Here is a 20,831-nt window from a genome sequence, read left to right on the forward strand (position 1 = left end):
GCCACACGAAGAATCACAAAGTTGTTCTTCTTTCTTTGTGATTCTTCGTGTGGCTTCGTGGGCAATCTCAGCTTACCCGCCGAGTGCTTGGCGGCAAAACGCATAGCACTTCTTCATTTCCGCAACAGTGTCCGCGCCTTTGTATTCGTATTCGATGTTGGCGGGAATCTTCCATTTGTTTTGCAGCAACAGGTCAAGCACGGCTTTGATCGGGGTATCGCCTTCGCCAAAAGGCACGTTGTCGCCCTGGTTGCGTTTGCGATCCTTGATGTGCAGCGTGACGACGCGGGCGTGATGCTTGGTCAGATAATCCACCGCGTCGAAATTAGCTGCTGTGAAATGGCCGATGTCGAGATTCATGCCGATGTACTCGGAATTGCCCTCCATCGCTTTGGCGAAATCATCCGGCGTGGCGAATTCGTTCGCGTGGATGTTGGAGTGGTTATGCATACCGACGCGGAGTTTGTATTTCCTGGCATAAACGTCCACACGCTTGGCGACGCTGACTTGCGCCGAAGAGGTGATGCATTTCGCGCCGAGCGCGCGCGCCATTTGAAAGCCACGCTCGATTTCTTCATCCGTCGAATCGTCGCGGAAGCTGTAGTTGAATGCGTAAAGCTCAATCCCGGCGGTTTTGAACTGCTGGCCGATGGCGGTGAATTGGCTGAGCGGCGTGGTCAGCCGCCATTTGCGCAACTCGTCGCGCTTCAGTCCGCGCGGTTCGATGTGGCCGGCCCACAACTCGCAGCAGTTCAGACCGACTTCGAGATAACCTTTGAGGGCGTCTTCGAGCGAGCGGTCGCGGAAGCTGTAACTTTGCGCGCCGATTTGCACGCCTTTGATTTTGGAATTGGGTTTGGCCTGCGCCAATAGCCTGCCGGGTAACGCGGTCGAAAAAAGGGAAGCGGTCAGCGTGCCAAGCGCAAGCTGGTGCCATTCCCTGCGAGTCAAATCCGCCATGCGAGTGTCTCCTAGAAATTCATGTTGATTGCGATGAGCGCGGTTGAAAAGTGCGGCAAATTGTAACGTTGCTGCCCACTTGCGACAAGACTTGCGGCCAGTCTTGCGGTGAGCCTGCGCAAGCGTAAAATCCGCTACGCAGGCGGTTGACACCTATGCTAAGCTCCGCGCGCGTTGAAGCTGTCCACACGAGAATTCATCGCATCCCACCTGTACGCGGCGCAACGCAAGCAAACCAAGATCATCGTTTCAGGAGTACCGCGATGTCCCCACAACCAAAATCCGGCAATTTACGCGAGTGTGTTTCGTGCAAACAGTGTTTCGGGCCGGGGCAGCAACTTTGCCCGAATTGTTTTATCGAACTCGTCACCGTCGAAGCCACGCCGCATCTGCTGAATGAACGCTACCGGCTGGATCGCATCGTCACGCGCGGCGCCAGCAACTTGCTGTTTGCCGGTTTCGATGTCGTTGACGAGCAACCCGTCGCCATCAAACTCATCCGCGCCGGCGCGATGCTCGATCCGCGCGCGAATGATCGTTTTCTGCGGGAGGCCGAACTCGCGGCGGGTTTCAAACATCCGGGCTTGGCAGAGATTTTCGCCTTCGGCCTGCTGGACGAAGGCGGCGCTTACGTCGCGTTCGAACTTACGCCGGGCACCCTGTTGCGCAGTGAAATGCGGCGCGTGGGCCAGTTCACGGTCGAGCAGGCCGTACCGCTGTTGTGCGTCATCGCGGGCGTTTTGCACGACGCCCATTGCGCCGGGCTGGTGCATCGCGATCTAAAACCCGAAAACATTATTTTGCCGCCGCCAGACCCAACCCTGGAACAACCCCGCGTGAAATTGGTGGATTTCAGTTTTGGGCGTGTGTCAGGCGGACAAGCCTATCAACCGGGCAAGACCGCGCGGTTACAAAACATCGGCCAATTGCCCTCGCGTCCGGCGTACCTCAGCCCGGAACAATTCCTGGGGGCCGAAGCCGACCCGCGCGCCGATATTTTCAGCCTGGGCGTGATCGCTTATGAAATGCTGGCCGGACAACCGCCGTTCAAGGCGAGCCGGGTGGGCGAGTTGGCGGGCAAAGTCTTGCACGAGCGCCCGGCTTCGTTGCGCAATTTCAATCCCGAGATCAGCGTGGTGATCGAGGCTGAGATTCTGCGCGCGCTGGAAAAAGAACCGCACAACCGCCAACAACACGCCGCCGAATTCAAACGCGAATTGCAAAACGCGTTGCATTGGAACTGAACCAATGGCTGACAGCCAAAACACGAAACGCGCGGGAAGCTGTGAGACCTCCCGCGCGTTTCGTGTTTAGGTTTTGCCTTCAGGTTTAACGTCTCACGCCATATACCACGCGCACCTCACCGGCATCAGCACGCCCGCCGTTGACGCTGGCAGAACGCGGGATGCCCAACACCAGATCAGGCACGTCCGCCCCATTCAGATTGCCAAACGCCAAGCCTCCAGCGCCCAAGCGGTCGCCCGCATTGGCGCCATAAATCGTCAAATCCGCCGCTTTGCTCGCCAGGTCATACGTGCTTGGCAATGAAGCGCGCGTACCCAAAATGAGGTAGGCCGCGCCTGATGGATCGCGCTTGTCGCTGATGAGATCGGCACCCGGTGCGCCGATTACCAAGTCGGCAATGCCATCTCCATTGAAATCTCCGACAGCCAGATTGGTACCGAGCGCATCGGCAAAGGCGTCGCCGGTGCGCCCGACGCCATAAATCACGGTGTTTTTCGCCTGCACCCCAGCGGCGCCGTAAAAGATAAAAACTTCGCCGGCATTTTGACGCGCGTTGTTCTGTCCATCGCCGTTGGGCGCGCTCATAATCAAATCGGCATACCCGTCGCCATTGATGTCGCCCAGCGCGACCGCCGCGCCAAAGTTGTCGTTATCGCTGGTGCCTGACAGGAAGAAGGCGACATTCGGCACCGTCGCGGTTTTCGTGCCCGTCAGGCCGGCATTCCCTAAGACCAGATAAGCAAAACCAGCCGCGCGGGCAAAAGCGCCATTCGAAAATGGAGCGCCCGTGGCGAAATCGTCGTAATCATCGCCATTGAAATTGCCGACCGCCAGCGCACTGCCAAGCTGCCCGCTGCCCAGCAAAGTATCGCCCAGCAGCGTGTAGGTGGCTGCGGTTCTCGCCAGATCAAGCTCTTTGCTGAGCGCCGCGCCACCGGCAAACAGATAAACAGCCCCCGCATCCGTGGCAATCAGATCAGCCGCCAGGTCGGATTTCACATCCACACCGGGCGCGCCTATCAACAAATCCAGCGGGCCGGTTTTGCTGCGCAGATGCCCGGCGGCAACACTCGCACCTAATCTGTCACCGGCCTTGAGGCCATTCACCGTCAACCCCGCGATGCGTGTGATGATGGCAGCCTTGTTGGCATCCAAACCATCCGGCGGGAAAGGCCCAAACAGCGCGTAGACTTTGCCACAATCGCGCCGGTCAGTCGTATCCGCCAGCGGGGCACCCACGATCAAATCGGGTTTCCCATCACCGCTGATGTCGCCAATCGCCAAGCTCGCGCCGAAGGAATCATAAGAACGCTCGCCATACAGCGTGACATCCGGTTTCTGCTGCGCCAGATCAAGCGTACCGCCCAGGCTCGCTTTGCCAAAAAAGACATAGACAGCGCCTGTATCGCGGCCCACGTCCTGCGTGCCGTTGTTGGCGAAAGGCGCGCCGATGACGAGATCCGCAATGCCGTCGCCATTCAAATCGCCCGTTGCCACACTCGTGCCCGTGGCATCGCCCGCATCCAAAACATTGCGCGGCACCGGGCCATGCGCGCCGTAAATCGTGAGATCGCCCGGCTCCTTGCTCAGTTCACGTTGCGCGTCAAAGACCGTGATGCGCACATCCTTGCTTTCACTACTGCCATTGGTGATGGCCCGGAAAGTGACGGTGTAACCGCCTGCTTGCGTATAGCCGGGCGTCCATTTGAATTGCCAGATGCCCGCGCTGGTCGCCGTCAGCGCCGCCCCCTCGGGCAAGTTGCTGGCCGTTACAGTGCTACCGGCTTGTCCTCCGGGAACGGCGACATCAAAGAGCAGCGATTGACCTTCGTTGACGGTTTGTGGGCCGGGCACCGACAACGTCGGCACGTCCAGGATCGTGATCTTAACCTCTTTCGTGTCGCTCAAGGGCGGCGTGCCATTGTCGGCAACTTTGAAGGTGACGGTGTAATTCCCCGCCTGTGTGAAGCTGGGCGTCCATTTGAATTGCGCGCTGGTTGGCGTAGTCGCAGACAAAGTCGCGCTGGCGGGCAAATTCGTTCCCGTGATCGTCAGCGTTTGCCCCTGATCTACATCCGTGGCGGTCAAGTTGATCACCAGCGGTTGCCCTTCATTGCTCGTGACCGCCGCAGGCGCGCTTAGCACGGGCGCGTCGTTCACCGGTTTGACCGTAATGACCACGGCCGCCGCCGCGCTATTCACGCTGCCGTCATTGACCACAAAGGTGAAGATGTCCGAACCATTGAAATTCGCATTCGGAATGTAAGTCAGATTTGGCGCGGTGCCGCTCAGCCCGCCATTCAACGGCGGCGTGAAAATCCTGTAAGTCAGCGGATTATTATCCGGATCAGTGCCGGTCAATTTGATCGTCAACGGCGTGTCTTCATCGGTCACCAAATCCAGACTATTGGCCGTGGGCGGACGGTTTTGATCTACTACGGAAACCGTCAGGTTATGTACGGCGGTGCCTCCCTGTTTATCATCAGCCGTGATCGTCAACGAGAAGGACCCACGCGCGGGCGGCGTCAATCGCAAAAGATAAGCATTGGCGTTAACGATTGTGCCGGTCCCTTGCACCTTGATCAACGAAGCCCAACTCGCGCCCATCACCGTCGCCGAAATTTGCTGCCCGGGATCGGGATCGGAAATCACCAAGCCAATGTCGGAGGTCTGCGTCACCGGAATCTCGACCTTTGGCGGGGCCAGAATCACCGGCGCACGATTGACAGACTCGCTGGGCAGGTAAGTCGGCTCGACTTTTGTAATGCTGCCAACCTCGACCTTGGCATCGGAACTTTGCGCCCGTGCCACGCGCCCGCTGGGCAATCTGTAAGTGACATCCACGGTGATGTTTTCGCCTGCGGTGGCCGGAACATTGGGCAGGATATAACTGCCATTGCCATCGGTTTCGGCTTCCTGACCACGCGCCTTGACGTTGGCCTTGCTAACCGGGTCAGCATGATTGCCAACGATTTGGCCACTCGCATTTACGCAGCACAAAACCTGTCCTTGCACCGTCGTCGAAGCGTTGGGAGACGGTCTCGCCGAAGCTTGCGCCGCAAAATAGATATTCGCTTCCTTGACATCACCTGACCCGGTTTCGAGATACTTGCCGTCGGATGAGATCGTAATCTTAGCCCCTTCAACTTCCGCAAAGCGGCCGATACTACCGCTACTGTCATAACGGTAAAGCTTCAGGCTCGCTCCCACAGCACGGCCATCATTCGGGAAAACCAGTTTCGCGCCCTCCGGAATTTTGGTATCAAACGGCGTGATCTGCACGATGCTCGTGCTGTACACCCCCGTCGGCAGATCCACGGGCGTCCGGCCATTCTGCACCGGGGTCAAGTAAATCTTCCCGCTACCGCTGCCATCGGGAAAGACGGGTTTGGCGTTTGCGGCGACTTGCAGACTGAAATTGCCGGTTTGGATATTCGTGGTGGGCGGCTGTGGTGTAGGTTGTTGTTGTTGCGCCGAACTCGCCACCCGCAAATTGCTTCCGCCCGCAGTTGCCGCTGAACCAGAACCAATGGTGCTGCTCGACCCGGTGGCTTGTTGCAAGGCAATCGCACTCGCAAATTTGTTATCACGATTGGCCGAAGCGACGATCTTCATTGTCAGCTTCGGATAGGGCGGTTGCGTGGGAATCAAATCACCATCAATAAAAACGGAATGCGCCGTGGCCGGCACATCCGCCAGCACAAACGTACCTTCGGCGGAAGTCGTAGTAGAAGCGCCATTCGAGAGGCGAACATTGACACCCACCAACGGTTGGCGATTGGTATTTTCGATGATTCCACTGATCGAAGTGACAATGGGTACGACGCTAGTACTGACGCCTTCACCATTGGGCGTGGCAACTTTGACTGTGCCGGTCTCGACGCCAAAAGGTACCACCACTTCCAACCTGGTAGGTGTGGCAGTCATAACTTGGGCTTCGGTGGCGCCAGGGCCGATATAAACTTTATTGGCGGTTTTATCCGAAGAAAATCCTGAGCCAGTGATAATAAGACTCTTTCCAGCCACAGCTTGACCACCAATTCCATCTTGTGGGGTCAGGCTCATGATCTGCGGCGTGGTAGGTCCGGTGCCATTACCGGCAATCTCAATCTCAACTAAGTTCGAGGAACCGAAGCCAGTTGCTGAAACAGAAACGCTAATTACACCTCTGCCCAAGAGAGTACGGGGGACTTTGACATTAAGTTGATCAACACCGACTAGGCCCCCTTGAGCACCGGCAAAGTCTGGGGGAATCTGTTCTCCGCCAATTAACACACTGATATTTTCTCTTGCTGGCGGATCAAAATAACGTAGCCCAGTCATGTAAAGGATGAGATAGACTTGGTCAGTTGTCGGCCCTAAATCTATTGGCTTAGTTATAAAGCGACCAGACCCCGTATTAAACTGAGCTGTCGTCTCAAAGGATTGGGTTCCATTGCTTCTTGCCCGCAAAAACACCGCTGCGGCTGCCCCGCGCCCATTGCCATTTGCTGAGAAAATGCCAGGTGTTACCTGCACAACTTGGATGGTTCCGTTTGAAACGGTGCCATCTCCGGAACGGATCACGACATTCGCTGTCCCGTAAAGGGTCGTCGAAGGAATCGCATAATTAACTTGGCCCGCCGACACAAAAAACAAACCCGCTCGCACTCCATTTACTTCCACTGTCGTTCCCCCGAGTTGCGTGGGCAACGGTGTTGTAGTTGCCGAAGCATTCTGTGTGGCAAGACCCGCTCCAAAAGAAGCCACAATCGAATCAGGTGCCGCTCCGGCTTCAAAACTTGCCGCCGACACCGTCGCTACGGCATTCGCGTTAATATCAACCGCCAGCCTGCCAGGTAGAGCGGCTGTTGCGGCCAGGTTGCGCACCGCTTGAACGAAAGTCTTTTTTGTCTCACGAAACTGTTGGCTGAGCGGCTTAGGCCAAGAGGCTGGCGCGGCAAGGCTCAAACCGAAAGCACTAATGGCGAGCGACAACGCGACGAAACCCAAAGTAATTATTTTTGAGGCGTGACGCGCTTGACGATTCAGCACGGCGGCACGGAGCTGTCGAACTAAAACTGATGCAAAGCGCGCGATACGCATAGGGACCTCCCAACAACGATTCATAAATGCCTATGGATAAATGGAAAGGAACGACGAGCTGCGGATTGTGCTCTCTGACTTGCGCCAACGGGGGAAAACCGATGTAACCAACAAGCGTGTTTTGCGTTGGGTGGCAACGCTGGGCAACAACACAAAGCGGTCAGTATTCGGGGAAACAAGGCTTCCGCCAAATCAACCTTACCCTTCACCTTATTGAATTACAAAAGCGGGGTACCGGCTGTCCGGTGCGAGCCAGAGAGTATCGCGGAGCGGCTCTTCGATGCAACTAATAAGCGTTGGGTTGGCAAGTCTTAAGAAATGTGATTGCGGATGGGAAAAAATTTGGGGCTAGCCAGTGGGCTAACCCCTTCAATGAATCTTTTAGCTAGCGGATGAACATTGTTTCAACGCATCAGGCTCAACTCTTCAGCAAGCCCTTGAAGTTGGCCGGATTGACTTGATAGCTCGGGAAAATCGTATTCAGGCTGGTCGCCCCCAGATGTGACTTGGCGACCTCTGCAAAGACATCGCGAAAATCTGTTGTCACCGCCAAATCGCGGCCTTCATACAATTGCTCGGTCTTCAAACCCGGCCACTTGCCATAGACTTTACCGCCTTTGACATTGCCGCCTAGCATAAACATCGCACTGGCGTGACCGTGATCAGTGCCGCGATTGCCGTTTTCTTTGGCCGTGCGCCCGAATTCGGTCATCGTCAGAATGACGATTTCATCGGCGCGGTCTTTGAGATCAGCATAAAGCGCCGCGATGCCCTGCCCGAATTCGGTCAAACGCCCGGCCAATTGGCCCTGCGCCGACCCCTCGTTCACATGCGTATCCCAACCACCAATGTCGGCAAAGGCGACTTCCAATCCGATATCCGATTTGATGAGTTGGGCAAGTTGTTTCAAGCGGTCGCCGTAAGGGCCGCGTGGATAGTTCACGCCCGCCGCCGGCTGATATTGATTGGGGTTGACCTGCTTCAGCAACTTGACGGCCTCGAAGGTTTCGTGCCCGGTACCACGCAAAGCCTCGCTGGCGGCTTGTGCATACATCGCCTCGAATCCACCCTGCACAGCCTTGGCGTCACCGTTTCCAGTGCGAATGCCAAAGTCGTTCAGGTTGTTGATAGCAAGGGCGGGTGCTTTGCCTTGCATCATGCGCGGCATATTCGCGCCCATTGCCACGGCCCGGAAGGGCGTCGCCTTCGCATCAGCTTTGCTTTGCAAGTAGCGGTTGAGCCAGCCATCGGTCGTACTCTTCACGCCAGGGGTCGCGGACTCCATGTAATCCTGCGCATCGAAATGTGAGCGCGTAATGTCGGGCGAACCGACCGCGTGGACGATGGCCAATTGTCCGGCGTCATAAATGGGCTTGAATGACGCCAGTGCCGGGTGCAGGCCAAAATGCCCATCCAAATCAAGCGCCGCGTTCGGCTCGCCAACTTTGGGACGCGGAATGGCGATGGTTGGACGCAGGTCGTAATACTCCTGCTCGGCGTAGGGAACAACGACATTCAATCCATCCATCGCGCCACGTTGAAAAAGGGCGATCAGAATTTTGCGTTTTCCTTTCGTCCCCGTTTGCGCCAACGTGCGCGTCAAGAACGAAGGGGAATTCACCGCCACGCTAAAGCTCGCCATCGCGACGCCGCTACTTTTCAGGAAAAATCTTCTGTTCATTGCTTTGCTCTCCTTTCGTCCAGTTTGACCAAGCTATTGTCGTTGAAACTCCGGCGAACCCAAAAGTAAGCCGACGATTTTCGCGGCGTCTGTTGCCGGTTCCGCTGCGGCTGAACGATTGTTCATCGCCACTTGGGTTTCGCTCAAGCTCTTGTCAATCGTCGCCCGCGTTTGCGCTGAGACTTCCCCACGTAAGAGCACCTTCGCGTAATAATCAACCAACTGCGCTTGCGAGTTCAGCGGCGCACTCGGTGCCAGCTTGCTCAGGTCAACCCGCGTGCCGACGATGCGATTGGCGCTCAAGGCCAGCGCGAAGTTCATACGCTCAAGCAACGCACCTGTATTCACCCACTGCTCCGACGTGTCGGGGTAACCAGTCGGCGGTTGCATCAAAAACAGCCCTTCACCCATTTGCGCCAGCCAGCGATGGAATTGCGGGTTGCCGTTGGTTTCGGCCCCCAAAGCGCGGACAGCGCTGACAGTCATTTCAAACGGCGTCTTGATCTTCGTGCGGTAAACCTCTGGCGACCAGAATCCGGGAGCGCTGAACATGGTCTTCAAGACCTCGCGGATGTCGCCTTCGGTTTTCTGAAAGGTCTGCGCCATTTTGTTCACCAGCGCCGGTGGCGGGTTGTCGGCCACGAACTTGCGCGCCAGTTTGGTCGAGATGAACTTGGCCGTCGAAGGCTGCGTTGCCAGTATGTGAATTACAGCGTAGCCATCCTGCACACCACCACCCGCCGGAATCTTTTTGCCCAAGACCGTTTTCTCACCATCGTCGTGCATGAATTTGCTGAAAAAGAACTCTGCTCCAGCCCGCGGAGTGCGCAGCGTCCAGCCGGTAAAACAGCGCGCCACTTCCTGCACGTCCTTTTGCGTGTAGCCGCCATCCACACCCAATGTATGCAATTCCATGATTTCGCGCGCGTAATTTTCGTTGATGCCGCGCGGCATGCGTTTGGGCTGTGGCTTAACTTGGGGATTTTGCTGGTTCTGTGCATTGCGTTGTGTCATCACTTCGCGCATTTGTTTTAGACGCTGCCGGTCAATTTTGGTCAAATCCCCATCGCTCCGCATTTGACGTAATTCGTTGCGGTTGTTAAAGGCAGGCATTTTCATATTCGGAGACGCGCTCTGCCAATTGTCCAGATACCAAAGCATCGCCGGGCTTTCCGCTGTCGCCTTAAGCAGGTCTTCAAATTTGCCGAACACGCGCGGGCGAATCGTGTCGCGTTCATAGGCAGTCGTCAGTACGCGGTCGGCCCCCTTCTGCATATAAACATTGAAGTGATTGAACCAGAAATCAGTCATGACTTCCTGCAATTGCCGCTCGCTGTACACCGCGCGTTGGATCTTGGCCGCCTGCGTTTCGGCGATCAGTTGCTGGCCGGGCTTATAACCGGCTTCCGCCAATACGCGCCTGGCCTCACGCCGGCGCGCATTGCCATCTTTAGCCTGTTCATTTGCCTTATCGGGCGTCATCTGGTCGGCGTTCGCTTGCCCACCTTTCATATCGGCAATGTCCAAGCCACGTGCTTTTAAGGTGGCTGCCAATACTTGTTGCGGGGGGTAGTACGTCTGCGCCAATTCACTATTGCTCAAGCGCTGGCTTTCGATGTTTTTGAGCTTCTGTTCCAAGGCTTGATCGTCAAGGCGTTCGGGATTCAATTGCGCATCCAGATATTTCTGCCAGCCCATTTTCAGCACGCGTTCGACTTCGCCGGGGCGTGGGCCAAAGCTGGCGCGATCCAGCAGGTGCAACACTTTTTGCTCCACTGTCAGAGCTTTGGCATTTACATTGACGGGTTTGTCTTTACCCCTTTGCTTCATCTCCTGGGCAAGCCCGAACGATGGGCCACAGGCCAGCAATCCAATCAGCAAATAGGCGCCATATCTTCTTAGCTCTCTGGTTCCTTTCGGCATAATTCTCTCCATAGTTTCAAAGGTAGACGGCAAAGATACCGCTACTTACCCTGATATACGATTTAATGCGAATGACGAACGGTTAGAGATCAGTGGTGTTGGTTTGGTCGGGAAAGATTCTAGCGCGGCAGGTTGAAAAGCTGGCAAGTAAAACAATGGCATTAATGTAAGAACGGCTGCCTAAACTCGTAAGGCCTCCCCCAAGAACCATACGAACTAAGACAGCCGTTCTAACTCGTCTACGGCATCAGTGCTAGCAATCCAGCCAGCGCCTTGATGTTCCCCAACATCATCCGTAGTAAGAGCATTACGTAAACTGAAGCATTGCTTGTCGGGCAGCTATATTGCAACGACCATACCACTCATCAAATCCCTGAAGACATTTCTACTTTTGACTTCTAAACTATTGTTTTCACAAGAGTAATTTTCCAACTTGAAGATGTTTCTAAATCGGCTCAGGAACTTTCGCAGAAGACAGTTGCAACAAAACACTACAATTAAACTCAACGTCTGCATTTTTTCTGTCCACTTGGCATTACAACGTTAAAGAACCGCTTGTCCAAAACGGCAATGTTCGATCAGGCAGCATTGCTTGCATTGCGGATTACGCGCATGACAAATGCGCCGTCCGTGCAAAATCATATTGATGTGTAACGCATAGTGCTTACAGTCTGGTACCCATTGTTCCATCCGTCTGTGCCCCTGTGTATCACTGCCCTTTTCGGGAATCAGTCCTAACCGCCGGGCAATGCGAAAAATATGCGTATCCATAGGGAAAACCGGCTGTTTGCAGGCAAAAAGCAAAACACATGCGGCGGTTTTTGGCCCTACCCCCGGCAAGCTTGTCAAAAAGTCTCTGGCTTCTTCGATAGGTGCGGTGTGTAAAAATGACAGACTCAGTTTTCCGACGCGCGTTTTAACTTCATTCAGGAGATTTTTGATCACCACGGATTTGACCTGCGCCAATCCGCCCAGTTTGATGGCGGCTTCGATCTTTTCCGGGCGGGCGCGCCGCACGGCCTCCCAATCTTTGAAGCAGGCTTTCAAATTCGCGAAGGTGCGCTGGCTATTTTGGTTGGTGGTAGCTTGGGAAAGGATCGTCCCAATGAGTTCATCAAGCGGATCATCGGTGCCGTCGTTGCGGGGAAAGCCATAAACGGCTTCCAGGTTTTGCGTGACGTATTTGAGTTGCTGGCGTTTCTCAGCAAGCTCCGCCGGTTCAACCGCGATCTGCACTTTCATTTCGATCAGTGTTTGGGTGGTCTGCGCGCCGCCAGGCAAATGTTTCGGAGATGCCTTACTTCGACGCCCAATAAGCAAAGACCAGCAATATCACCAGGGCCAGCAAAACGATGGGCACGGCCCGCGCCAGCCGCCGATGCTGTTGATTATGTTCAGGTGGCGCGGAGGGCATGAACCATTGGGTGAAAAATGGTTTTCCCGTCACGCCGCGTTGTAATTCCAGGGTGGAAAGATCAACCGCCGGAGGCGTCTCAGACAGCGTGTCTTCTTCGACCTGGGTTACCGCATAAGAAATGACGCCATAGCTTTGTTTTGGCGAATCATCAGGCACAGTTTCATTTGCCGACTGTGCCCCTAGTCGTGCCGAAACATTGGTGATCGCGCCGGGTGGAGTGCCCATGAAATCAGTTCCCTTTTCAAGGGCAGCTTCAGCTTCACCAGCAGTAGATTTGGCAGGAGGCTGACGTTCAGTTCCGCGTTGAGCAATTTGGTCGGTGCGGGGTTTGGGCGTCAATTCCGGTGTCGTCGGCCCTAAACTCGCTTCTTGTTCGGCGGTTTGTCCCGGTTTTAATTCATGCGTAGCCGCTTTTTGGGTGGCTAACAGTGCGCTGCCAAACCGTTCTTGCACCGGCTTGCCACACTGATTGCAGAAATGAGCCGTGGAGCGAAGTTTTGCGCCACAAATTTGACAGAACATGGTGGGGAGACTCGCTTACTTCTCTTCGATAAGTTTGGCGATGCGTTGCGCCAGTTTGCGGTAATTGCCACCGCCACGTTGCACTTCGCGCACATTGCCACGCCGGTCAATCAGGATCGTCGTGGGCAAGCCGGTGACGCCATATCGTTCGTCGTTGGTGACATCATCCATTTTGCCGACGGCGCAAGAATACGACAATTGATGCTTGCGTTTGAATGCCAGCAAGGCTTGCCATTCCTGCTCGCGATTCAAATCGTCTTTCTCATCCGAACGTCCATAAAAGCGCGTCACACCGACAATCTCAAAGCCCCTGCCGGCATATTTCGTTTGCCATTCGCGAAAGTGCGGAAAGGCCGCGACGCAGGGAGCGCACCACAGCGCCCAAAAATCTACCAGCACAACCTTGCCGCGCAACTCGTTAAGCTTGACGGGCTGCCCATCCAGCCAGCGCGGCGCCAGCACCTCGGGCACAGGCTTGCCAATCAGCCGCGCGCTGGTGAGTTCGGCTTGATAAGCGTCGCGCCATTGCGATTGCGGATCGAAATCCGTTTTGAGCACTTGCTGATGAAACTCGCCCGCCTCTTTTTGTTTGCCCGCCTGTTCCAGCAACGCCACGATCAGCGCGGCCAAATTCGGACGCAACGGATCAACCACTTCGCGCCAGCGCGGGTTCATGGCTTGCGGGCTTTTCGTGAAGTCATAGGCCTCGCGCGCAAACTGCAAGCTCAACTCCACCTGTCCGCGTTCGCGCAAAGCCACGGCCAAGTCCTTCTGCAAACTCAGGCGCAGCGGCATCTCTTCATTGAAGCTGCCTGGAAAATCCAGCTTGGTTTCACTCAGGGTTTTGAGTGCCTCGGCAAGTTGATCGGTCTCCAGCAGCGCGCGTAACAAACCAATCCGTGCCTTGGCAAGGGTGTTTAGATTGCGCAGGTCTTTCAGGTACAGGCGATATGCTTCAACGGCGGGAGCATATTGTTCGCCCATCTCATACAGGCGAATCAACGCCAGCAACTCCTCGCCCTTCCAGTCCGCTGCTTTGAAGGGAGCCACGCGTTGCACCGCCATTTGCCGCAGCGCTGTTTTAATAGCCTCGAGTTGATCGGGCGCTTGCGCTTTCTCTTGTTCCGCATTGCGCAAAACTTCAGTCATCTGTTTGCGCTGCTGATTGACCACCTGGTTCAACGCATCAGAAGGCTTCTTATCCCTCTGCGCCACCTGTGCCGCTTGCCCCGCTTGCCCCCACTCCACAACAAACACCTCGCCCACCAGCAGCAAGCACGCCGTCAATCCAATCAGCCAGGCAAAGGGAAACTTTGTTTTCATAGGTACTCGAAATACGCGATGGTTTATGTTGCTCACGATGCCGCGCATTTTATGCGCACCTGCAAAGCGTCACAAGCCATGCAACTCTAATCTGGCCGCTGGCTGGACAATCCTGGAACGATGTTGTACAAACGCCGCCTAGCTCCCACCATCCGTGCAAAGGACGCTGCACTAATGAAATTCGGCGTAGTCATCTTTCCCGGATCGAATTGCGATCACGACGCCTATCACGTCATCAGCAAGGTCATCGGCCAACCCGTAGATTTCATCTGGCACAAAGACACCGACGTAACCTCGTTTGACGCGATCATTTTGCCCGGCGGCTTCTCTTACGGCGATTACCTGCGCACGGGCGCCATCGCGCGTTTCTCGCCCGTGATGAATTCGATCAAGGAATTCGCCAGCGGCGGCGGCCTGGTCATCGGCATCTGTAACGGCTTTCAAATCCTGTGTGAAGCCGGCCTGCTGCCCGGTGCGTTGTTACGCAATCGCAGCCTGAAATACATCTGCGAGCACGTCAATCTGCGCGTCGAACAGGTCAATACGCCCTTCACCACTGATTGCAGCGCCGGCCAAATCCTGAGCGTGCCGATTGCGCACGGCGAAGGCAATTACTTTTGCGATCCGGCCACGCTGGCCGAACTTGAAGGCGAGGGCCGCGTGATCTTTCGATATTGCGACGCCACCGGCAATATCACTGACGCCGCCAATCCGAACGGTTCACTCAACGGCATCGCTGGCATCTGCAACCGCGAACGCAATGTGCTGGGCATGATGCCGCACCCTGAACGCGCGGCGGAAAGCGCCCTGGGCAGCAACGATGGGCGCGTCATCTTCCGTTCGATGGCCGACAGCTTGCGCGAAATGCTGAAGCAACACGCTTAAGCCAAAAGCGCGCGAATGATTAAAGACACGCGCGTAATCTCAAATCTCCAATTTCAAATTCATCCATGCCTGAATTCAAAGTCACACCGGAACTCCTCGATCAGCACAACATCACACCTGAAGAGTACGACCGTATCAAACAACTGATGGGCCGCGAGCCTTCCTTCACCGAACTAGGCATCTTCTCAGTGATGTGGTCGGAGCATTGCTCGTACAAATCCTCGCGCGTGCATTTGAAACGCCTGCCGGTCGAAGGCGAAGCCCTCGTGCAAGGCCCCGGCGAAAACGCGGGCATCGTGGACATCGGCGATGGCTGGTGCGCCGCCTTCAAGATCGAATCGCACAATCACCCTTCCTTCATCGAGCCGTACCAAGGCGCGGCCACGGGCGTCGGCGGTATCCTGCGCGACATTTTCACGATGGGCGCGCGGCCTGTCGCGGCGCTCAACAGTTTGCGCTTCGGCCCGATCCGCGATGCCGAAATTAATGAATCGCGCGAACAGACTTCGGCAACGAGCATCGCGCGCAATCGCCGCATCGTGGCAGGCGTCGTCAAAGGCATCGGCGATTACGGCAATGCCTTTGGCGTGCCGACCATCGGCGGCGAAGTCTATTTTGCCGACTGCTATTCGCTCAATCCGCTGGTCAACGCCTTTGCGCTCGGCCTGGTGCGCCGCGAGCAAATCTTTTACGGCAAGGCCGAAGGCGTCGGCAACGCGGTCATTTATGTCGGCGCGAAGACGGGCCGCGACGGCATTCACGGCGCCACGATGGCCTCGGCGGAATTTGACGAGAGCGCGCTGGAAAAACGTCCCACCGTGCAAGTCGGCGACCCCTTTGCCGAAAAGCTGTTGCTGGAAGCCTGTCTGGAAGCGATGCGTGCCGGGGCCATCGTTGGCATTCAGGACATGGGGGCTGCCGGGCTGACTTCGTCCTCGTGCGAAATGGGCGCGCGCGCGGGCAATGGCGTCGAGTTGAATCTCGACCATCTGCCACAGCGCGAAATGAACATGACGGCTTATGAAATGATGCTGTCCGAATCGCAGGAACGCATGCTCATCGTGGCCAATCGCGGTCACGATAACCAGGTGGCGGACATCTTTCGTAAATGGGATCTGGACGTAGCCATCATTGGCAAAGTGATCGCCGAGCCGCGCCTGCGCATCTGGCACAAAGGCGAACTGGTCGCCGACATTCCCAACCAAGCCCTGACTGACGAAGCGCCGCGTTACCAACGCCCAATGGCTGCGCCGGTTTCTGCGCCGGTTGCCGATGTCACGCCGCAACTGGTCGCCCATCTCAAATCTCAAATCTCGAATCTCAAGTCCGAACCGGCTGCCTTGACTAACATCTTGCACCGCCTGCTCGCGTCGCCCAACCTTGCGTCAAAACAATGGGTCTACCGCCAATACGATCACATGGTGCGCACCAACACGGTGGTGCTGCCGGGTTCCGACGCGGCGGTGATTCGCGTCAAAGAAACGCGCCGCAGCCTGGCGATGTCGCTGGATGGCAATGGGCGTTATTGCCAGTTGAATCCACGCGAAGGCGCGAAACTGGCCGTGGCCGAAGCCGCGCGCAACGTTGTGTGCAGCGGCGCAAAACCAATCGCCATCACCAACTGCCTGAATTTCGCCAGCCCGCAACGCCCCGAAGTGATGTGGTCATTCAGCGAAACGATTGACGGCATCGGCGAAGCCTGTCGCGCGTTCAACATCCCCGTGACCGGCGGCAACGTCAGTTTTTATAACGAAACCGAAGGGCGCGGCATCTATCCCACACCCGTCATCGGCATGCTCGGCGTCATCGAAGAAGCCAAACACGCCACCACGCAATGGTTCAAAGCGGCGGGCGATGTGATCCTGCTGCTCGGCGAAACCGGCAACGACCTGGGCGCCAGCGAAACTCTCGCCGTTCTAACCGGCGAAGCGGTTGGCGCTGTCCCGCAACTTGATCTGGCGCTGGAAACCGCCGTCCAACAAGTCTGTTTGCAAGCCATTCAAACCGGATTGGTCGCCTCGGCGCACGATTGCTCGGATGGCGGGTTGGCTGTGGCGCTGGCTGAAAGCTGTTTCTCGCATTACCGCGCCACCGCGCTCGGCGCACAGCTTGATCTGAGCGAACATTTTCAAGCGAGCGGGTTGCAAAGCCTGCCCGCCAGCCTTGCTCAAAAGCTGGCGCTGCTGTTCGCCGAATCGCCCGCGCGAATTGTGTTGAGCGTGAGGGCAGAGAATGTGGCCGCAGTGCAGGAACGCGCAACGCAAGCAAAAGTGCCCTGCGCCGTTATTGGGCAAGTCGGCGGTGAACGCCTGAACATCGTTTGTGCGGGTGAAACGCTGATAGACGCAGCGGTGGCTGAACTAGAAACGGCCTGGAATGAGGCGTTGCCGCAAAGCTTGGATCGTCCGTTGCAGGCGGCGGCTTGAATGGGCGTTATTTCGTTATCGGCTCCAACTCTTCCTTGCTCGGTTCGACAATCGAACAGTTGTTTTTGAAATTGAGCAGCCGCGCGCTCGCCGTACCCGCCGAAGTTTTGGCCACGAGCTTGACGGGGATGTGGCTCTTGTCCGCTGTCAGCCACATCGTCATTTCGCCCTGCCTTGAGAACAATTGGCCGGGGCCGAACAGCTTCGGCTCGATGCGGATCGTATTGAGCTTGCCGCAATCGGTGCCGAGTTTCTCTTTCTTGCCCACCACGATTTCGAATACGTAATTGACGCCGTCATCGCTGACCGGGAAGCGCAGCAATTCGTTTTCTTTCAGTTTCTGCAAGCGCACAAAATACAAAGCAGAGATGAGATCAAGCATGCCTTCAGGTCGTGGCAAAGGCTTACGCTTCACTTCAGCTTGCGGTTTGGTCAGGTCGGTGAATTGGTAATTCACCGCAGCCGGTTCGCGTTCAAACAGCGCCACCTGCGACTGATTTTTTTTCCCCTCCTTGATCTCGTGCCAATGCAAGCGCGCGCTGAAATCCTGGCGGTCAACCAGCGTTTCGTACCGGTTCAGCACATCAATGCCGAAAAGGGCGGTCAGGATGCCCTTGGAAACCGCGCTAGCCCGCAGCCGGAAATAACGCTCTTGCGGGTTGGGTTGAAAGGCGAAATCGAGCCGCTTGAAAAACTCCTCTTCGGTGGCGGGGAGGCCCGGCGGTTCGGCTTCGCCCACGTATTCAAACGTCACCTCGCCGACTTTGGCGGCAATGGGAAAGCGCGTGAATTTGACTTCGTAAACCAGCTTCTCGCCCGCTTTGAACGGCAAGGATTTGAACTCGCGCTGCAACTGCGCCAGCGGCAACGCGGATGTCGGCGTGGGCGTGGGTTTGGCTCGCGCCGCTGCGGTACCAGTCACGACCGGGCCGGCTTGCGCGCGCACAAACGCCAGATAGCACGCGCTACACAACAGCCAAACCAAACTTGCGGTCACCACAACTCGTCTCATTCAACCTCGCCAAGCCAGTTTCAACCCCAGCTTCAATGCCAGGAGGCAAAGCACCACGGCCACGCCGAACAGCGCGCGATATTCGCGATGATGCAGATACTGCTGCCAATCAAACGTGCGCCGCTGTTCGCTGGCATACGGCGTCAAGCGCGGCACGAACAACGGCACCGCCGCCGCCCATTGCGTATAGGCCGCGCCAAACAGCCGTGTCATGTGTTCGGCCTCGGCTTGCATCACCGGCCAGTAAATCAGCATAAAGAACACCAACAGCCACAAGCCCAGCCACCACACGCCGCCGCTCACCGCGCAACCGAGCGCCATCACGAAGCTGCCGAAATAGAGCGGATTGCGCGTATGCGCGTATGGCCCGCTCACCGCTAGTTCAGCATTCTTGCGCAAATGCCCTGACGCCCAGGCGCGCAGCCCCGCGCCCAGCAACGCCAGCGGCGCGCCCCACGCCAACGAACGCCACGACGGTTGCGACGCCAATACAAACAGCACCGCCGTCGCAAAGCCCAACGGCACGCGCAACCGTTGCAGCCGCGCGCGCCAGGTAAAACTGTTTTCTGTTTCTACTTTCATCACTTGAACGAAACCACTGGCATTTCTTTATTCCGCAATCCGCAATCTGCAATCCGCAAGCGTTTTTCAATGCCCTGCCAGACCATTTCCACCGGCAGCTTCATGCACGAAATGTGACTGCATTGGCGGCGGTAACAATCGGTGCGGCAATCCAAATCGAAGCGCTCGACCACGACATCCTCCGCTGCGAACGGTCCGTTGCGCCGCGCCGAAGTCGGCCCGAACAGCGCTACAATCGGCGCGCTGGCCGCCGCCGCCAAATGCATCGGCCCGGTATCGCCGCCGACAAAAAGTTTTGCTTGCAGTGCCAGCGCGACAAATTCTTTCAAATTGGTATTCAGCAATTCCGCCGCGCCGCTGCGGGATTGCTCAACCACTGCGCGCGCCAGTGCCTCTTCGCCCGGGCCGTAAGTCACGAACGAACGCAGCCCGTGAACTTGCCACAAACGGTCGGCAATTTCGGCAAAGCCTGCTGTGCTCCAGAGCTTCGTCACCCAACCGCCACCGGGGTTAAGAATGGCGAACGACCCGCGCGCCGCATACTGTGCGGCAAACTGCCGGTCTTCTTCATTCAAGGCAAGCGGGAAGACATAAGGCTTGGCGATTTCGCAGCCGAGGTGCGCGGCGAGTTGCAGATTCTTTTCAATGATGTGCCCGCGATCATCCACGGCAACCTGTTCGGTGTAACACGCCGCGCTGGCCTTTTCACGCAAGGCTTCGGTCGCAAAACCGACGCGGCGCAGGGCGCGCGAAAATTTAACGATGCCAGCCGATTTCAGCAGCCCTTGAAAATCCAACGCCACATCAAAGGCGGATTCGTGCAGCCGTTGCACGGCTCGATAAGACGCCCGCCACGTGGCGGGATGCCAGAGCCGTTTGCGCCAGCCGCGCAGATCCAATTCGATCAAGTCATCCAGATACGGCGTATCGGCCAAGAGCTTCGCCGCCCCGCCGCGTTCGACCGCCCAGGCGATATAGGCCTGCGGCCATGTGCGTCGCAGCGCCGCCAACGCGGGCAGCGTGTGCACGACATCGCCGATGGCGCCAAGTCTGACAATCAAAATGCGCATGGTTCGATAGCGGATGATTCGATTGCGGATTGCGGATTGCGGATCGCGGATTCAAGGCAAGCGCTCGCTGTACTCAAAATGAACTGCACGGCTTCGAGCAGATTTGCGGCGACGAATTCCGGCTGGCGCGGCCATTGCGCGCGCTGCGCATACTCTTCACGGCCATAGCCTGTCAGCACGAGCACGCCTTGCGCGCCCGCGCTGTGCCCCATTTCCACATCGCGGTACCGGTCGCCAATGACGAAGCTGCGCGCGACATCAATCCCAAAATCTGCGGCTGCCTGCTTGATCAATCCCGGTTTGGGCTTCCGGCAATCGCACTCGATGCGATATTGCCGCAAGGCTTCACTTACTTCGACATGCTCAAACGGCAGATGTGGGCAAACATAAAAAGCATCCAGACGCGCGCCAGCCGGTTGCAAGCGGCGCTGCATTTCGGCGTGCGCCTCGCCGATAAACGATTCGGGGAAGAGACCGCGCGCCACGCCCGATTGATTGGTCAGCACCAGCGCCAACCAATCAGCTTCATTGATCAAGCGCACGGCTTCGACCGCGCCCGCACAGAAGCGCAAATCGGCCAGTGAGCGCAGATAACCCATCTCTTCATTCAGCGTGCCATCACGATCCAGGAAGATCGCGCGGCGCGGTTCAAGTTGGGTTTTAGCGTCTTTCATGAGCGATTTGCGAAGCGGCGAGGATA

The 20,831-nt window shown here is 56.7% G+C and carries 14 protein-coding genes; 3 read left to right on the plus strand and 11 right to left on the minus strand.

The window, feature by feature from the left end; genetic code table 11:
• Positions 1 to 72 precede the first annotated feature (72 nt).
• Positions 73 to 960 (minus strand): sugar phosphate isomerase/epimerase, encoded by an 888-nt coding sequence (locus HY011_33140; protein ID MBI3427794.1) that lies wholly within the window; start codon positions 958 to 960, stop codon positions 73 to 75.
• Positions 961 to 1,223: 263 nt separating this feature from the next.
• On the opposite strand from HY011_33140, the gene HY011_33145 reads away from it, so the two are divergent.
• Entirely contained in the window at positions 1,224 to 2,204 is a 981-nt protein-coding gene (locus HY011_33145; protein ID MBI3427795.1) for a serine/threonine protein kinase, read from the plus strand.
• A gap of 85 nt (positions 2,205 to 2,289) precedes the next feature.
• Here HY011_33145 and HY011_33150 read toward each other — a convergent pair whose 3' ends face one another.
• The 6 genes from HY011_33150 to HY011_33175 form a co-directional block, all read right to left on the minus strand.
• On the minus strand, positions 2,290 to 7,074 hold the full coding sequence (locus HY011_33150) for an FG-GAP repeat protein (protein ID MBI3427796.1): 4,785 nt from the start codon (positions 7,072 to 7,074) through the stop codon (positions 2,290 to 2,292).
• A gap of 634 nt (positions 7,075 to 7,708) precedes the next feature.
• Positions 7,709 to 8,971, minus strand: a complete 1,263-nt coding sequence (locus HY011_33155) for a DUF1501 domain-containing protein (protein ID MBI3427797.1) — start codon at positions 8,969 to 8,971, stop codon at positions 7,709 to 7,711.
• 33 nt (positions 8,972 to 9,004) lie between these two features.
• On the minus strand, positions 9,005 to 10,894 hold the full coding sequence (locus HY011_33160; GenBank protein ID MBI3427798.1) for a DUF1800 domain-containing protein: 1,890 nt from the start codon (positions 10,892 to 10,894) through the stop codon (positions 9,005 to 9,007).
• 543 nt (positions 10,895 to 11,437) lie between these two features.
• Complete coding sequence (locus tag HY011_33165) at positions 11,438 to 12,136, minus strand: endonuclease III (protein MBI3427799.1); 699 nt, start codon at positions 12,134 to 12,136, stop codon at positions 11,438 to 11,440.
• A 55-nt stretch (positions 12,137 to 12,191) separates the two neighbouring features.
• Positions 12,192 to 12,833, minus strand: a complete 642-nt coding sequence (locus HY011_33170; protein ID MBI3427800.1) for a zinc ribbon domain-containing protein — start codon at positions 12,831 to 12,833, stop codon at positions 12,192 to 12,194.
• A gap of 15 nt (positions 12,834 to 12,848) precedes the next feature.
• Positions 12,849 to 14,156 (minus strand): TlpA family protein disulfide reductase, encoded by a 1,308-nt coding sequence (locus HY011_33175; GenBank protein MBI3427801.1) that lies wholly within the window; start codon positions 14,154 to 14,156, stop codon positions 12,849 to 12,851.
• A gap of 174 nt (positions 14,157 to 14,330) precedes the next feature.
• Between HY011_33175 and purQ the strand changes: the two genes are divergently transcribed.
• Positions 14,331 to 15,041 (plus strand): phosphoribosylformylglycinamidine synthase subunit PurQ, encoded by a 711-nt coding sequence (gene purQ, locus HY011_33180; protein ID MBI3427802.1) that lies wholly within the window; start codon positions 14,331 to 14,333, stop codon positions 15,039 to 15,041.
• A gap of 65 nt (positions 15,042 to 15,106) precedes the next feature.
• On the plus strand, positions 15,107 to 17,467 hold the full coding sequence (gene purL, locus HY011_33185; GenBank protein MBI3427803.1) for a phosphoribosylformylglycinamidine synthase subunit PurL: 2,361 nt from the start codon (positions 15,107 to 15,109) through the stop codon (positions 17,465 to 17,467).
• Between the two features lie 7 nt (positions 17,468 to 17,474).
• Here the strand turns inward: purL and HY011_33190 are convergent, their stop codons facing one another.
• From HY011_33190 to HY011_33205, 4 genes are read right to left on the minus strand one after another with little or no spacing between them, the layout of a single operon-like run.
• The gene (locus tag HY011_33190; protein ID MBI3427804.1) at positions 17,475 to 18,479 is read right to left on the minus strand and encodes a DUF3108 domain-containing protein; all 1,005 of its coding nucleotides are present in this window, start codon (positions 18,477 to 18,479) and stop codon (positions 17,475 to 17,477) included.
• Positions 18,480 to 19,061 carry an isoprenylcysteine carboxylmethyltransferase family protein gene (locus tag HY011_33195; protein ID MBI3427805.1) on the minus strand — a complete coding sequence of 194 codons (582 nt, stop codon included), beginning with the start codon at positions 19,059 to 19,061 and terminating at the stop codon, positions 18,480 to 18,482. It lies immediately after the preceding gene.
• Entirely contained in the window at positions 19,061 to 20,131 is a 1,071-nt protein-coding gene (locus HY011_33200) for a glycosyltransferase family 9 protein (GenBank protein ID MBI3427806.1), read from the minus strand. The genes HY011_33195 and HY011_33200 overlap by 1 nt, the downstream gene beginning before the upstream one ends.
• A complete protein-coding gene (locus HY011_33205) occupies positions 20,119 to 20,805 on the minus strand; it encodes an HAD family hydrolase (protein ID MBI3427807.1) in 687 nt (228 codons plus the stop codon). The genes HY011_33200 and HY011_33205 overlap by 13 nt, the downstream gene beginning before the upstream one ends.
• Positions 20,806 to 20,831 lie beyond the last annotated feature (26 nt).

The organism is Acidobacteriota bacterium, from assembly GCA_016196035.1.
GTDB lineage: Bacteria > Acidobacteriota > Blastocatellia > RBC074 > RBC074 > JACPYM01.